12 protein-coding genes and 2 pseudogenes are annotated in these 17421 nt (G+C 24.2%); 6 read left to right on the top strand and 8 right to left on the bottom strand.

The genetic code is table 11. The annotated features are described in order from the left end of the window. Positions 1-398: 398 nt before the first annotated feature. Complete coding sequence (locus tag Bmayo_RS05960; RefSeq protein WP_075552726.1) at positions 399-4214, bottom strand: class I SAM-dependent DNA methyltransferase; 3816 nt, start codon at positions 4212-4214, stop codon at positions 399-401. A 1018-nt stretch (positions 4215-5232) separates the two neighbouring features. Between Bmayo_RS05960 and Bmayo_RS07605 the strand changes: the two genes are divergently transcribed. Beyond that, complete coding sequence (locus Bmayo_RS07605; RefSeq protein WP_235633210.1) at positions 5233-5328, top strand: hypothetical protein; 96 nt, start codon at positions 5233-5235, stop codon at positions 5326-5328. A gap of 1444 nt (positions 5329-6772) precedes the next feature. Here Bmayo_RS07605 and Bmayo_RS07335 read toward each other — a convergent pair. The 3 genes and pseudogenes from Bmayo_RS07335 to Bmayo_RS07325 form a co-directional block, all read right to left on the bottom strand. Next, positions 6773-6946: pseudogene (locus Bmayo_RS07335) on the bottom strand (ParA family protein); the annotation flags it as partial. A 21-nt stretch (positions 6947-6967) separates the two neighbouring features. Continuing rightward, positions 6968-7511: pseudogene (locus tag Bmayo_RS07330) on the bottom strand (DUF226 domain-containing protein); the annotation flags it as partial. 308 nt (positions 7512-7819) lie between these two features. Next, positions 7820-7954, bottom strand: a complete 135-nt coding sequence (locus Bmayo_RS07325) for a plasmid maintenance protein (protein WP_235633206.1) — start codon at positions 7952-7954, stop codon at positions 7820-7822. Between the two features lie 1063 nt (positions 7955-9017). On the opposite strand from Bmayo_RS07325, the gene Bmayo_RS05940 reads away from it, so the two are divergent. Next, the gene (locus Bmayo_RS05940; RefSeq protein WP_083651424.1) at positions 9018-9833 is read left to right on the top strand and encodes a 5'-methylthioadenosine/adenosylhomocysteine nucleosidase; all 816 of its coding nucleotides are present in this window, start codon (positions 9018-9020) and stop codon (positions 9831-9833) included. Positions 9834-10553: 720 nt separating this feature from the next. On the opposite strand, the gene Bmayo_RS07320 is transcribed toward Bmayo_RS05940, so the two are convergent. Genes Bmayo_RS07320 through Bmayo_RS06925 form a run of 3 tightly spaced genes read right to left on the bottom strand, consistent with a single transcriptional unit; the run spans position 10554 to position 11150 of the window. Beyond that, positions 10554-10718: a hypothetical protein gene (locus Bmayo_RS07320; RefSeq protein WP_235633205.1), complete on the bottom strand. Its 165-nt coding sequence runs from the start codon at positions 10716-10718 to the stop codon at positions 10554-10556. A 37-nt stretch (positions 10719-10755) separates the two neighbouring features. Then, on the bottom strand, positions 10756-10986 hold the full coding sequence (locus Bmayo_RS07315) for a hypothetical protein (protein WP_235633204.1): 231 nt from the start codon (positions 10984-10986) through the stop codon (positions 10756-10758). After that, entirely contained in the window at positions 10968-11150 is a 183-nt protein-coding gene (locus Bmayo_RS06925) for a hypothetical protein (protein WP_158512889.1), read from the bottom strand. The genes Bmayo_RS07315 and Bmayo_RS06925 overlap by 19 nt, the downstream gene beginning before the upstream one ends. 708 nt (positions 11151-11858) lie before the next feature. Here Bmayo_RS06925 and Bmayo_RS05930 point away from each other — a divergent pair. The 4 genes from Bmayo_RS05930 (at position 11859) to Bmayo_RS05920 (ending at position 15488) form a co-directional block, all read left to right on the top strand. Further along, entirely contained in the window at positions 11859-12077 is a 219-nt protein-coding gene (locus Bmayo_RS05930; protein ID WP_075552724.1) for a hypothetical protein, read from the top strand. A gap of 928 nt (positions 12078-13005) precedes the next feature. Beyond that, complete coding sequence (locus Bmayo_RS07465) at positions 13006-13134, top strand: hypothetical protein (protein WP_256381236.1); 129 nt, start codon at positions 13006-13008, stop codon at positions 13132-13134. Between the two features lie 109 nt (positions 13135-13243). After that, a complete protein-coding gene (locus Bmayo_RS07310) occupies positions 13244-13669 on the top strand; it encodes a CRASP family complement regulator-acquiring lipoprotein (protein ID WP_338024406.1) in 426 nt (141 codons plus the stop codon). Between the two features lie 865 nt (positions 13670-14534). After that, positions 14535-15488 (top strand): CRASP family complement regulator-acquiring lipoprotein, encoded by a 954-nt coding sequence (locus Bmayo_RS05920; protein WP_076342441.1) that lies wholly within the window; start codon positions 14535-14537, stop codon positions 15486-15488. A 284-nt stretch (positions 15489-15772) separates the two neighbouring features. Here the strand turns inward: Bmayo_RS05920 and Bmayo_RS07460 are convergent, their stop codons facing one another. After that, positions 15773-15907, bottom strand: coding sequence for a hypothetical protein (locus Bmayo_RS07460; RefSeq protein ID WP_256381235.1), 135 nt, complete (start codon positions 15905-15907; stop codon positions 15773-15775). Positions 15908-17421 lie beyond the last annotated feature (1514 nt).

Here is a 17421-nt window from a genome sequence, read left to right as displayed (position 1 = left end):
ATATAATTTTTTAATAGTACAAATACATTTTGACTGACTCTAAATAACTATAATACCTCAACATTTAACTCAAAAATCCTAAATTTTAATACAAAAATTGAAATTTTTAACTTGTATTTTTCAAAAATCGTAAACTTTAACCTGAAAATCTCAAACTAAAATTTTTTTGACGTTTCTAAAATAGAAATACATATACTAATATGTTTTTATGCAACTTTTTTTAAAAAGCAAACCTGCCAAACAGAAAATTTATTCTAATTGGTTTAAATATTGCACTACTCTTTTTATCCAAATTATCTATTTTAAAAATCTTAAGCAATACCTTAATTCTTTTCTTTTTCTAGATAATTTCTCAATTTTAAATCTTATTTTTTATTTTTTCTACTAACTTATTTATGTTAAAAAATTTTATTATTTAATAAATAATTTTCATATCCTTTTATTAAAGACGAAATATAGTCTTCTCCTTTTTTATTTTTTAATGCCTTAAAATCACTAAGTAAAATGATAAAATCTTCTTTAGTTAATGAGTAAAGACTGGCTACAATAAAATTGTTTTCATTTTCTTTTTCTTTAAAAAATTCATCTTCTTTATCTAGTTTCAGTATTTTATTAACTTTTTCTTTGCTAAGCTCAAAATGTTCTAAATAAAGTAAATATTTAAAGTTATCGGAATCCTTTTTAGCTATCATTAAAGAAGTGTTTTTCACAAGATTTAAATATAAAGAATTACTTAAAATTTCTTTTTCTTCAGGTTGAGGCATGGAACATTGATATAAACATGGTTTTAGCACATTTGAGTTAACAAATCTTCTAATCATAAAGTCAAATACAAATGTGTTAAAAATAGATACAATAAATAATTTTTTATAAATAGATATTGGTATTTTCTCATAATTTACATATATTGAATGTACACAATAACAATTTCTAGGGCATAATGTACTAATCATTGTTCTTTCATCTGTGTTTCTTGCAATCCCTCTATAGAACACTCTTTCAGCTTGAAAGTGATTATCTTTAGTTAATACTTTTTCTAAGTCTTTTTTATCTATCCACAGTAATTTAGAACTTTCTTTTGCGTCTTTATCTTCAAAAAATCTTGAATTAAATTGATGAATATTAGATCCGGAATAAAGAAATATAAAGTTTTCATTATTATATTCTTTATACAATGCTTTATGCTTTGTTAAATGTAGGCCTCCTCCAAAATTAATGTACTCTTCACTAAGGGTATTAAATTGACTAAATATTTTGTTAATAAGATTAAATTCTTCATTGCCTTTAAATTCTATTATTGATTCCTGAATAGGAGATAGTTTTTTAATTTGATTTATATTTAATTCAACTCCTTTATAAGCATCGTATTTTCCATCTTTTAAATCTTTAGTTATTTCTTTTAAAATATTATCATTGTTCTGAATCATGAATTTTGCTTTAAAACTAAATGTGGATTCTTTAATATTAATAAGTTGAAATACTGCAAATTTAAAAAGTGATACCACGTCTTTAAATCTTCTTTGATTTTGAAATTGATAAATATAGTTAAGTTTATAGTTAGCAAATATATGTTTTCTTAATGTTCTAGAACTAAATTCACTCCAAAGGCTCGAAGGAACCAAATAAGTTAAATTGCCCCCTGGTTTTATTAGTTTTAAATTAAATGAAGTAAAATATCTAAAAAGATTTGGGTCTCCACCACTAGTAAAGTCTTTAAAATTAGATTTATAAATATTATTTATAGCACTTATACTATTTTTTTCTTCATTGTATTCAATACTCAAAGGATGATTATCTTTACTAAGTATTCCTTGCTTTGTTTTATTTTGTTCTTTTATGCTTAGCTTTCTGTAACCAGGAATATGTTTTGAGAAAAATTCAGCTTCATCAAACTTAGTTTTTTCCCATGGAGGATTACCAATCACAATATCAAATCCTTCTTGAATATCTGGGAATTCAATTCCATAATGGAAAAATTTATAGTAGCTACTTAATTTTCTAATTTTTTCTATTTTTTCTTTATCTTCACTAGAAGTTTCATTACACAAAATATTTTCAATTAAACTAATTACAGCTGAAATATCACTAAATTCTATATTCAAAGATTTGTCAAAAGATAATGAATAAAGTTTAATTAGAGAAAATATTATTTTCAACTTATCTATATTTTCACTTTCCTCATATTCTTTGTATATCTTTTTAGATTTTTCTATATCTTCCTTAGTAGTATCATTAATACCTTCAATTTTTTGATAGATATTTTCTAAAATAGTTGTAATTTCTTTAATTCTTTTTTTAAATAAAGAAAATCCACTTTCAAATTTCTTTTTTGTAATATTAAAAAATTCATCTTTAGTATGCCCTAAAAGGGCATTTCCCACTTTTATGTGATGTTCAATAAAGCTCAATGGTGTTCCAAAAATAAAGGTATTAATCCACAAACTTAACATAGTAATTTCAACCGAAATAGGATTAATATCAACACCATAAATACACCTCTTTAGCAACATCCTTTTAAGCACTAATTCTTTATTTATACTGTCCTGAACATCATACTCTTCACTTTCTTTAAGAATAGTCCTATATTCTTTCTCAAGCTCTTTTTTTACATCTTCAAATTTATCTAGCTGATACCATACTTTTTCTGTTAAGTAATCTAAACAAGAAATTAAAAAATGACCCGACCCACAAGAATTATCTATGATTTTTATATCCAAAGGAGATTTTGTTTTAAGCTGTTCTTCAATTGACGATGTGACCATAAAATTAGTTAGGTCATCTGGGGTATAATATGCTCCACTTTTTTTCCTATCAAGTGATCTAGATGTAAGATAAATATTGCCTTTATAGTAGGTAGCAACTTTGTTTGCCTGCTTGCTTTTAAGCTCTTCTTCAGTGCGAATGAGATAAATCCCGTCTTCAACAATACGATGAACGGTAGTATCTGCAATTCTCAGGTCATATTCAAGAAGAGTTTCATATAATTCTCCAAAACTTTTGGGATCTAACTTTGAATACTCTACAAATTTTTCATCTTTAATATTTTTTTCTTCAAAGAATAGTATTTTAACTAATATTTCTTCAAGTTCACTAATACTGAGTAAACTTTCATTATTTAAATATTTAACCTTATCTTCTGCAAATAATCCTCCATTAAATATAGGAAACTTTATTGCATCACTTCCTTTATCAAGTAAATTGAAAATTGTTATTATTTTTTTATATCCTAATTTCTTTTTTGTATTTTCATCATAAAAAAAATATCTAAAAGATATAGAAGATCTGTATAGCTTGTTTTCTTCCAATATTTTCTTAAAAATGTCGTTATCTTCAATATATGCAATAAAAAATATTCTTAAAATAAAGATAATTGACTCCTCAAGAATCTTATCTAAGTCAAGCTTAGTAATTTCTTTGTCCGATACTTTAAATTCTTTATCATATATATTTTTTGCAATTTTAAATACTATAGAGTCGTCGGGTTTCTCATAAAGTATCTCTCTTAGGGTTTTTTGAATTATCTCTTTTTCTTTAGCTATTTGTTCTTTTTCAACTTCTATTACATTGCTTGTCTTTAGATATCTCTCTTTTCTTATAAGGTAAATAAATAAAACAAACCATTCTTGTTCTTCATATTCTTCTTTTTCTGCAATTTTAGAAAAATCAAATTCAATATATCTTTTTTCTCCATAAAGTACTTTCGATTTGTCATATAATCTCCACACCTTTCCATTTGAAAGTATCCCATAATGTTTTTGATATTGATTCAGATATCTATATAGCTGATCTTCTGCTTCTTTTACTTTATTTTTAGTATTAAAACCAAATGAAGGACGCTTAACTTCTACTATAAGTAAGATATCTTCGGCTGGGATAGGCTCATTATTTTTTTTAGCCTCTTCTAATTTACTATTAAAATCTACTTTATCTTTATCATTTTCAAAAAGTAATATATCTACTCTAGACTCTACTCCCTCTATTTGCCCACCTTTCTGTTGTTCTACTGAATAAGCTAATTCTTCAAATATAGACTTTAGCAAAGACTCTATATTTGCTTCTGTTGAATTATCATCTATAGCTTGAATTTTATTTTTTAAAAAAATAAAAAAGCTTTTTGACTTAACAATATTTTCTTTTTTTATGAAGTCTTTTGACAATTCCTTATAAAGAGATATGTTTGGATCATTTGTTTTTACAATGTCATTAATTTTCATTATTTATTCTTACAAAAACCATTTATGTTATTTATAAATCTCTTTTAGCTATGATTAATACTCACAATATATTCTAAAAATTAGTTTTTTAATTAAACACTCAATTTCTAAACAAATCGACTAACACTTATTTTACATTTATTTACCAGTATTAACTTTATATCTAAAGAAAGATTGTTCAAACTTATTTCCAGCTTTTTCTCTATATTTCTCAGCACAATTAATTTATTTTATGAAAGTCCAATTGTATTAAATAAACAAAAATTCAACATAGATAGAAATGTATAAATGATGAACTTTAATCTTCTCTTTACCAAATAATATTTGAATATGGGTTTCAGAAAAGGATAAAAAAGTTGATCAAAAAAAAATATATTTTTTTTGATTCTTGACAATTTGAGTGTTATCTACTACTCTAGTGTTAAGATATTTTTTTGAAATCAAAATGGGCTCCTTCATTAGTTTTAATTTCTGTAATTTTCATAAATTATAGGTTACCTTTTTCTGATTCAAATGTCAAACCCCCTCAATTAAATTTTATTAAAGCCTCCTTGTAGCTTAAATTTTCAATTGGCTAAAATATTTGGGATTTTTCAAGGGTTTAAATTAATTGCAACTTCTATTTGAAATAGCTATTAATTATAGTGTCATAGAAAAAGGCACACCACCAAACCATTTTATACCATCTAAGTTAATAGTAGACCAAACCAATTTTATAGTACCTAAGTTATTTTAATTGCGTCAAAAAATTTAATCGAAGAATTGGCATTGTTTGTGATATTGCACCAATTTTCATTATTAGGTATAGGAAAACTAATGCAAAAGATAAACATAGCCAAATTATTTTTTATATTATAATTACCATTATTTGTAATATCTTATGAACTATTGATAATAGGAAGAAAAAGAACAATAGGAGTATAACCAATAGAAAAAAAAGAATAAATTGGCTTATTATAAGCGCCTCAGACCTTAACGATTGGGTCGATGAAGTTGTATTTAAAATTGTAAAGAAAAAATAAACTTATTAAAAGAAGACCGAAAATATGCAAATAATGCTAAGAAGTTTGAAGAAAAATTTTTAAATTTACAAAAAATTTTCAAGAAAAACTAACATTTAAACTAACCTTATCAATACCACAAAAAAGTATATTAATTAATTTTTAAGAAAATTGACTTTGAATCAGTATTAGTATTGTTCTGCATGTTCTCTACCATAATACTATAATTAATCTATATCAATTGAGGAGAATATTTTCATAAAAAACAAAATAATTTTATGTATCTATGCTTTTTTACTTTTAAGCAGCTGTACTGCCAAAACGACACTGAAACGGAAATAAAAAAACATGTTGATAAAAAAAACGAATATATTAATGAAATAAAAAATTTAATAGTGACAACTAAAGAAAGCATCGGCAAACACAAACTACTACAAACTGAAACAGTAGATCAAAACCCTATAGATGATAAAAATAATAAGAAAGTTTTCTAGATAGATAAAGGGGCTTTCGACTTTATAAATAGTTTTTTAACAGACTATGAATTCAATAAATTTGCAACAATATTTAATAAACCAACATTATAATCACCAGGTAAAGCATTAAATAGTATAGCAATTTTAGAGTTTAATCTAGAACAGACAATTAATCACTTAGATTCAAAAAAGATACCCTAGATAAGGCAAACACCTCGGATTTGAGGAAAGATCAAAAATTTTCTTGAACAATTGTTCTCTATAAGGAATTTTTTTCAACAATCATAAAAAAGAACTTATTAGATCATTAAAACAATAAAAGTTCTATAAAAACAGATGATCCTAAATCAGAAACCTATTTAGACACTATATTTAAAGGTCTAATAAAAAAGTTTATTATTTCACATTAATATTGCTTTAATCAAACACATTGAAATTTAATTAAACAAACAGAAAAACAAATTCTACTTTAAATTAATTAAGAAATGGCAAACAATTAAACCTTTAAAAAAGTAAAAATTACAAAAACAATTATTTTTATAATAAAACAAACCCAATAATAGATTTACTTATAATAGAAACCCTTGCTATTAATTTCGAAAAGGCTAAATCTACATTAAGAGATAAAATTTAAATAAATGATGCGATCAGACTGAAAGCGTTCTAAAAGCTGTCAAAATTAAAATCTAAGATTTAAATAAACTGAGGAGTTTTTAGAAAAACTGAAAAAATATCTTAAAAATCTAAAGAATTTAAAAATAATTAAAGAATCTACAAAGGTCTTAAAAGAATAGCAAACTTGTTTTATTAAAAAACACGTATATCTAAACTTTTAAACCGGTATACTAAATTAGTATATTAATTTATAAAAATTAAACTTTTAACAAAGATGTTATAAACCTAACTTATAAATAAGTATATTTACTACTCCTAATTTTTGTAAAATTACAATCAAATAAAAAATAATAAAAAAGTACAAATGATAAAGTATTCAAATGAGCATCATTATTTACTTTATAAAAACATCCTATAAAGACTTTAAATGCTTTACAAATTATTTATGCCTTAAAGTTTTTAAATTTTAAAACAATATACATTGACCCTTTAACACCCTTGATATCCTCAAGACAAGAAAATAACCAGTCAAACTATTTTGAGGATCTAAATCAATCAGTAAAATTTTTTTACCAAGGTTTTTTAGAATATGCCCAAAAATAATTACTATCACTCTTCTACCAACACCACCCTTAATTGATACAGTTGTTATTATTTCTGGTTTTTCTATCCATTTTTTTATAATCCCTCCATTTGGCAATTTTTTATTGTAAAACTTGTATGCTTCTTTTTCTAACTTAATTATTAATTCAAGTAAAGATTGATTATACTGTGTTCCTAATTTTTCTTTTTTAATTAAGCGAGACATCCCTTCAATATAGCAGAAAAAACTTCCCTTTCTAAATCTAAATTCTATATAATAAGTTCTTAAAAATGTATATGATTAATTCCATTTTCTTGATATTTTATTATGATGTTTTACATTGGCCTTCTGTACCATAATAAATACCTAAGAATTTATCCTCTCATTTTAAGGAAAATAAATTAAATTCACTGATTTTTTCTCTATTAAGCAATCCTCTAAATGAAATGAAGAATTTATTTTTCTAATTTTTATTAACACCAAATACATATAAATCATTCATTATACTTGTGTGATATATTTTTCTATCATTGTTCTCTTCTACTTTAATAAAGATGCGAGGTTTTTTATTTTTTAAATCTCTGATTTTTTGGTTTTGAGATGTTTCTAATATACTTTTCATAACTAATCCTTAATTAGTATTTTTTTTAAATTCTTTTGATTGCAAATAAAATTTATTAAGCTCTATTGTCTTTAGTATCTCGTAATAGTATTACTAAATGCCTTGCTATATTCTAATTTGTTTTGCTTATCTAAATAATTTTTTAATATCGGTATTAAAATTTCAATTTCTACTTTATTTTTTTAATTGTTCGATAAGTATGCTGAAGATATTGTCTCTAACATTTGTTGTGGTTTCTTTAGTAGTTGTTTTAACTTGTTTAAGATTACTTTATTAGTTTTCCTACTATCTTCTCTAGCTCATCGTATTTATTTTTTTTCTATAATGAGACGTGGTTTGTTTTTATATTGTTTATATACATCTTTGATTTGCGTTTCTAATTGTTTATTGTCATAATTTTCATTTTCCAAGAAATTCTTTATTTTGCCTAGTATTCTATTCAATTCTTTTTGCTTGTTTTTGAGTTTACTTATTGTTATATATATTACAATAACACTCCTTTTTTGCTACACTGCTGTTTTTAATGCAATTCTTTTTAAAATATAAATTAGCGAGGATTTCATATTGATTTTTTATCTTTAAAATGTTTATTAACTATACGGCAACACTCTTTTTAGAGCATTTAAGCTTATAGCAGCCTTTCAGTACCGTTAACAGCCAAATGTCTGTAGTAGAATAGAGCAAGTTGTTTTGCATATGCTTTTTATTTTTTGATTTTTGTATTTGAGTATTATTATTATTGCTACTAATAATAATTCATGTTGGCATTTATTGCGACATATATATTGAACCTTTTTCTAATTTTTGTGCTTTTCATTATTAACCTACTATTATTGAGCAGCCTATACATAGGCAACTCAATAGTTATAAATAAATCCTCCAACATTCAAATTGAAAATGTTTTATAAGAATAAATGCACAGATTTGTCAAAAAAATTCCCAAAATAACTTTTCAAACAACAACTAGTAATGAAAAGTTAAGCTGATATGTCTATATAAAAATGCCAACAATACTTATTTTGCAGCTAAAAAATAATTAGTATCATCTTAATTAACATTGAATCCACAATCCTGCTTAATTCATAAGAATCTTTGTATTAAAATTTAGTTTAAGAATTTTTAAACCCCCATAATATCCATATATATATATATATCATTGAGTTGTAACTACTGTAAAATAAAGTGCTGGCAATGAAATAGACATTTATTAGTATAGATAAAGAATTAAATGAAATAATAACTTTTTTATTAATAAATCTCCTCTACTTAACTTTAATAATTGAAAATAATTAAAATTTACTTATAATAAAATTACATTGGCATTAAAAACAAATACACCACAAAAGCAATTAAAATTTTACTCTCAACTAAAAGCTTGTTTTATTATCAATAATAAAATATAAACAATACCTATAAATAGTTTAATATTGCAATATTATTTAAACTATAAAAATATGCAAATACTAATTTATAAATTAACAAAAAGCATATAAGGGAGTTTTCTTTATGAAAATCAAAAATATAGCAAACATATTAATAATTTTTTTATCTGTAGTTTTAAATAGTTGGGGAAACGAGCCAAAAATAAATAACCCAAATGAAAATTCTCAAAGCAATATTTTAATAATCTCAGCTACAAAAGCAGAAATAGAAGAAATAAACAAGATTATTCAAAACAAAAAATCTATTTCAATAGAAGAATATAGAAGAAAAAAAAAGATTACCATTGGGAAAATGGTAGATCATAATATAATTACCATAGCTACGGGAGTTGGGAAAATAAATACAGCCCTTTGGACAAGCTATATTATATCAAAATATAAAATTAGCCACATAATCAATGCTGGAGTTGCTAGTGGAATTTATAGCAATAAAAACAAATTTATAAAAATAGGAGACGTTGTAATATCCACAGAAACAACAAGTTACGATTTCAATCTACATAGATTTGGATATGAAATTGGGCATGTTCCAGAACACCCTAAAAAATTTAAAGCAAACACTACTCTTATAAGAAAAGCTGCTAAGATAAAAATAAACAACATAACCTCATATATGGGTTTAATAATTACTGGAGACCAATTCATTGACCATCAAAATTTCCAAGAAATCCCAGAAGAATTTGAAAACGCAATCGCAATAGACATGGAAAGCGCCGCAATGGCTCAAGTAGCACACAGCTTTAAAATTCCCTTTATAATCATCCGGGGAATATCTGATATAGCTAATAATGAAAATAATTATGATGATTATAAAAAATTTTTAAAAAAAGCTTCTTCTAGCTCGGCAAAAATAGTAGAGGGCTTAATTAAGTCAATGTAAATTATTAAGTTTTTAATTGGATTTTGTATTTTTTTCTTTTTTCATAATCTTCTTTAAGTTTGGTTATAGCGTCTTGCAATATATGTGCTCATTTTATTTCCAGGCTTATAAAATTGCTCTCTTCTTTCATTATAGCGATTATTAAGAGCTTCTTGCTAAAATCAATATAAAAGGAATAAAGCAATGATTAGTATTTCCTCCCTTATCAATAGAATAAATCTCTTCAATGAGTATATTTACTAATAATAAGATCTCTACGCTGTGCTTGATTATGTCTTTTTTTTATTATAATCCTCAGCAAGCAATCTCTTTATTTAAACGGGCTACCCACAAATACTTGCAAGCTAAATTATTAATCTCATTGATACAAAAAGCTTAATTTTGATAATTTATTTTCTTTTTATAAAAACATTAATTTCTTTTTTACATAATTAAATTCTCAATATATTAGAAAATTTTTATTGTAAAAATTTTATTTTATTTGCTGCCGCCGACAATCATTTAAATATCATTAATAATATTTATCCAGAACTAAAGGATCCCTATATCAACAAGTTAAAACTTAATTAGAAAATCTGCGTTTTTGCAATGTTGTGCTATTTGTGTAACAAATTTATCTATTAGCTAAAAATCTAATAGTTGCTATTTTTATGGCTTGCGACAATATTTAAACCTATAACATACTAACAATTAAGAAAAAATTTTTAGATATAAAAACCTTCAAAATTCATCTACATCAAAACAAACATGTATGGCTATTGCCGAGCTTTTTATATTAAAAATCGCCTCATTTAGAGGTGTTAATATTTTGTCATGCTCATCTTTATTTTTATCATCTTTAAGCTCATTATATAGGCCTTCAAAATATGTTTCAACATTACGCATAAGTGTATTTATGCATTTTTTGGCTTCAATTTTATCTTTAGCTTAAATTTTCTAAATATCCCTTTATTAATGAATTTTGATTGTTGAAATTATCTACTACCCTTTTAAGATCATTATATTTACTACTACTTTTATCATTTCCATCAATTACTGCTATTTTTAATAATTCATCTAGTAAATTTATCATCTTTAATCCATTCTCTAAATTACTTTTACCTGTTGGTGAGGCGTTATTATAACCTGGCCCAATTAATGCCTTAAAAGCCAAATCAATCTTTCTGATGTTTTAATTGCTTGAACTAGCTTAGGAGTGCCTTTTACTTCTATATTCTTACTATTGTTTTTACTTTTCTTTTTAGAATTGACTTCTTCATTAGACGTTTTAGCATCTATCTTGGCTTCACTTGCCAACATTAAGACATCTTCAAGCACCTAATTAATTTAACTTTTGCTCACTAGCTGTTAATGCCACCAAGCTATTTTTATTTACTTCTTTTAAAGCCTTGTTCTCGTACTATTTACACGAACTTATCAAGCTTAGCAATATTAACAATACTATTTTTTTTCCTTTTGAAAGCCCTAAATTAAACAATAATAATTGTTATTAACATATAGCACAATTTAACACTTTAACTATTGTGTATTATGAAAAACATCGTAATAATAATTTACAAGCTCAATATTTAAACCTATAGATCTTAATTAAGAAAATTAAATCTTTAAGTTTGTAATAAAGAATTAATTTATTATATCTTGTTGGCGGTTCTTTTACAAACAACATTCTAGCAAGATATAAATATAAAATACACTAAAGATGGGAATATGCTATCTATATAAATAAAATATAAAGCCAAATAAAAAAATACAAACATATATAATAAGCCATTTAAAATAAAACTTTCAAAAAATTTCACTATTTAGAAAGAAGAAGAAAAAGTAAAAAACATTAATAATTCACCAGCAAACATTTGCAATAATGGCATTACAAGTTTAAAATTAAAACATATATGTTGAATGAAAATCTAAAAATCAGATCAGTTTATAGAATATTTATAATCGGTTATTGCTACAAGTCACAAAATTCAAAAAATAAAAGAATCAAACTGCTATAATAATTTTAAACAGTTAGGAAGAGTTAATATGATTAAATTCCCTAAAACCCATATATCAAAAATTCATATCATAAAAGAATATGAAGATGTCACTATTAGGTGGGATAGAGAATACTCATTATTTAGAAAACTGCATGGAAAAAATAAGACACTTGAGGATTGGCTAGAATATATCAAAAAGGAAGAAAATCAAAAAATTAAAGAATTTGCAAATAAATTTATCGAAAAAAGAAAACCTAAAATATAAAAAGCGTAAAGAAGAATTGCAAAGCATAAACAAAAGGAGTAAATAGACCTGCTTTTTAAAAAGATAGAAAATAATATTTAGAAAAAGTGGCTCATTCCAATAGTAGAAAGTTGGCATTAATCAATTTAATAATAATATATAAAAGTTATATAAATCAGTTACAAAAATACTGCAGTGACATTTAAGACTTTATAAAAGAGCTCTATAGGAAATTTAAAATAGAAAAAATTAAACAATCTAGGTATAAATGGTCTTATAAAAAGATTATAAAATAGAGGATTTGAAAAAATAGTAAAATTTTGTTTTACTTTATAATAATAACTAAAAATTTGAAGTTATAAAATAAAAAATGAATTTTTTAAACAAAGAGCATTTATATATAAAAGACCTTAAAAACAAAATATCTAATTTAGCACAAAAGTTCAAAAAAGATATTAAAAAAATAAAGAATTTTTCATAAAGACATAATTGAATAATAGAATGGTAAATATTCTGAAAATAATAAGGAACAATTGTAATATATCATACCATATGTTATTGCATTTATTACTAAAAGACTTTAAATTAAAATGAATCGGGCTGGAGGGTTAAAATTAAAGATAAGAATATTTTAATATAAACCTAATATAAGAGAGAAGATTAATCTCTAATAGATTTAAAAGGAAATGCCCCCTTCTAAATGAAAATTATTTTTTCTAAAAAAGATTAAATAAGAATAAAAATTTTAAAAAATAACAAGCAGACATCTAAAATTTGATTGCTGTTTATAAGTATAAAAACAAAACAATGCAAATTTAATCCTATCAATACAAGATGGGGATGTTATTTTTTATGCAAATTATAATTATTAATAATAAAATACATTATTATGTTGTATGATTTCTAATATAAAAATACAATTAATCTACGCCAATTAAGGAAAATATTTATGATAAACAAAATAATTTTATTTATGTGTGTTTTTTCGCTTTTAAACAGCTGCAATTCCGACCATGATACTGGAGCAGTAATAAAAAACATGCTGACAAAACAAAAAACGAATATATTAATGAAATAAAAATTTAATAGCGACAACTAAAGAAATCGTAGATAAAAGCGGAATGCTACTGACTAAACTGACAAATCAAAAACCTGTAAACGGTAAAAATGGAGAGAAAGCTTTCTAGATAGATAGCAGAGCTTTAGACTTTATAAATAGTTTTTTAACAGATGATGAATTCAATAAATTTGCAACAATATTTAATAAACCAACATTACAATCACCAGGCAAAGCATTAAATAGCATAGCAATTTTAGAACTTAACCTAGAACAGACAATTAATCACTTATGCTCAAAAAAAGATGCATTAGATAAGACAAACACCTCGGATTTGGAAAAGATCAAAAATTCCCTTAAACAACTGCCCTCTATAAGGAAATTTTTTTCAAAAAACATAAAACAGATTTTATTAGATTATCAAAAAAATAAAAATTCTATACAAACAGAAGATTCTAAATTAGAAGAATATCTAGGTATGACATTAAATCAGTTTAATAAGAAAAATAAAGGGGTTAGAAATCTAAAGAACACCATATTATCATACCTGTACTAGCCACATGAATTAAAACTTATTAACAAAGGGAGTTTTAAAGTAAATTAGGCCTTTAAATATTTAAAGGCCTAATAAAAAAGTTTATTATTCCCCATTAATATTGCTTTAATAAAGCGCATAGAGATTAAATTACACAAATAGAAAAACAAATTGTAATTTTAAGAAATGGTAAGCACTTAAACCTTTTAAAAAAGTAAAAAGTATAAAAACAATTATTTAAACAATAAAACAAACCCAGCAAAAGATTTAATCACAATAGAAAACTTTGCTATTAATTTAGGAAAGATTAAATCAACATTAAGAGATAAAATTTAAACAAATGACGTTGAACAGACCGAAAGTATTCTGGAAACTGTAAAATTAAATAAAAGGGTTGAAAGAATATTGAGCTTATTTTACAAAATAAGCAATTATATCTAAATTTGTGAGCCGATATCATTAAATTATTATATTAATTTATAAAAATTAAATTTCTAAAAAAGATATTATAAAACTTATTCATAAATAATCATAAAAGCAACCTTATTCAATTCACAAAGTCATCTTGCAAATACTCTAAGTAATTTACAAATTTTTTAAAACTTCAAAATTTTTAAATTTTCAAGATAACAAAACATTAAAAATCTATTCATAAATAAAACATCCTATCTCACAAATAACAAATTTGGTAAAATCAATCAAGAATATATAAAATGGATTTTTTAAAAAACTTAAAATGCTATAAAACTTGTGGTAATAAACATATTATTGCGATTATTCCAATATTACATTGAATATTTAATTAGATTTATTAAATATTCAATATTGAATTAGATTAAACAATTAATTACAATAAAGATGGGGGGGATACCCAAGGAGAATATTTATGAAATATAATATAATTACATATACATTTATTTTTCTATTGTCGGCTTGTAATCCAAATTTTAATACTGCGCAAAAAGATATTAAATATCCACCTATTGAAAAACCAAGGCCCAAAACAGAAGATGAACTAAAGAAAAAACAAGAAGAAGATGAACTAAAGAAAAAACAAGAAGAAGATGAACTAAAGAAAAAACAAGAAGAAGATGAACTAAAGAAAAAACAAGAAGAAGATGAACTAAAGAAAAAACAAGAAGAAGATGAACTAAGAAAAAAACAAGAAGAAGATGAATTAAAGAAAAAACAAGAAGAAGATGAACTAAAGAAAAAACAAGAAGAAGATGAACTAAGAAAAAAACAATTAAAAAATACACTACTTAATGATTTAAGAGAGCAAATTAAAGAGGCCTATTATTTTAAAGAAAAATATGTAAAAAACATGGAAAAAGAACCTAAGGACCAATACGGGATGCAAGCTTTCAATAGACTTAATTGGGGGAAAGGAACTGAAGATGTATCCGGAAATTCCGCAAGATCTATAAAATTTAGAAGACATACTTATACTCTTTTAAGCACTCTGGATATTCATGAATTAAAGGAATTCTCAGATATTATGCAGAAGGGAAAATTAGAGATATTTCTCTCCTTTAGCCATCTTGGGCATAGTCTTGACAAAGCAAGTGATCACTTATATTCTAAAAAAGACAATCTAGACAAACTAAATATTTCAGATTTAGAGCAGCTTAAAAATTCGTTTAAAAAAATATTATCTATAATAAAAAGCGTCTCAGAAATGTCAAAACAAATTATATTAGATTATAAAAATAATAATCTTATACAAACAGATGTTAATGAACTTAAATCTTATTTAAATAAACTTAATAATGAATTTAAAGAAAAAGCTGTAGAAGCAGAAAGGCTACAAAAGTTTATAGTGTCAACATATAACCCTTAAGTTTAACTTTTTAAATTTATTAACAATTTAAAACCAGTATATTTAAGCTTTTATGGAAAAATATTTTATCTATTTAAGCAGACATTGCTAATAATATTATTTTTGGCTTAGAAATTTTTGTTATTAATTTCTACTGAAAGGGTTTTTTACAGATATCACAAAAAGCATATTCAAATCCGATAAATTAATTTGATAAACTTATATCCATCTAAAGTTTATATAAATTATAGGTTAAATTTCTTTTGCTTTTTAGTTAAAAGCACTTGAAATATAGAATTATTTCCTCAAGGTGAATTACCTTTTCTATAAATCTCTAATTTATAAATTTGTCCTTTATAAATACTCTCTTCTGCTGCGCTCTTCTTTTTCTCTCTTTTTGACCTTATTTTAAGCACCTTTTTGCATATTTTAAAAGCCATACTTTTGCCTTTTCCCTTGCAAATTCTTGAAACATTTCTTACTAAATAGGATCATAGTTGTTAAAATTCATCTTTTACACTTAAGCAAAATTCAAACTTTGCACCCAAACTAACAAAACCGTTCTAAAATTTGTGTCAATTAAATCGCTTTTTGGTCATATAGTAGTGTTTCTAGATAATAAAATTCTTATATGTAATTGCTAAGGATTTTTAATGCTAAATAGACAGTCTTTCGCAATACTTCCTTTGGCTAATCTATTTTTATTTTTTTTAAAATTTAGATTGATTTTCTGATTTTCTAAATTACACAAAGAATTTTTATTATTAACCCCGATAGCCTTATTAAATATAAAAGAAGCACATTTATAAATATCATATCTATCTACACAAATATTTACATTTTTTATTTTAAAAGCATTATTAATATCTTACATTAAGTTGTTAGTTTTAACTACTATATTTTTGGCAAGCTTGGTCAAAATCAACAACTATTCCCTTATTTTTTACTTTTTTAAGCAATTTAATAAAACCACTCCCAAATTATCTCTTTATGCTTAGCTGAAAACTCAGCGCTTTATATGCTCCCCGCCCAATTAACTTCTTTGACATCTTTTTTAAAGAGCTCGGCAGCCACTTTGTAATATTGCATGCCTAATGTCGTCCATTCCTATATATATATTTGTAATTTTTAAAGCATTGTTTTTAAATATAATTATTTTCTTAATTGCGCTTAAATTTATTTTTTATAAAAGCTTTTATTAATTCTAGCTTAATCACAGTCTGCAATTCCTATCCAGTTGATACAAAAATAGAATAACATTGCATAATATATTTTTATGCCCGTTGAACAACCGCCTACAAAATAAAATAAATTATTATGCATTTGTAATAAATTGTTTTTGCAAGCCGCAAAATTCAAAAAAGCCACTATAATTTACAATATACATTCAAAAACTCAAATGCAATCAAATTTGCTAAAGAAAATATAAAAAATCAAGCTCCAAAGAGCACAAAAATCCGCACCATTGGTTGAATAAGAAATACGCAATTAAAAAAATGTTTAATGCAAACAAAACTACTAAAGCACGTTAATAGCAAAACTAAAGATAAATAAAAAATCACATCAAAAAATTAAAAACTAAATTGGCCCATTTAAAAGACACAAACACTTTAAAATTTTTTAAATTATATTAAATAATACTTCTTTAAAGTATATATAACACCCCCCAATCTTTTTTTAATACTTACTATTATCTTTATTTACTTTCAATAATGTCTTTTCTTTGATATTTATTAACACATATTTGACAACTAAATAAAAGATTCTTAACTTCCCATAATCATTATTAATAGATACTTTAATATCATGTCCAACATTATATTAAGGGATACAACTAAAATCTACATTTTTATATAAGCAACTCTAAGACAAAATAGTTAACACAATATATTTGCACTTTAAAATTATTTCCATTATTTTTTGCAAGTTTCTGTAAACATTACACATTAAATGA

The organism is Borreliella mayonii (assembly GCF_001945665.1).
GTDB lineage: Bacteria > Spirochaetota > Spirochaetia > Borreliales > Borreliaceae > Borreliella > Borreliella mayonii.
Note: the sequence above shows the minus strand (reverse complement) of the source record. Positions and strands in the feature narration are given on the sequence as shown.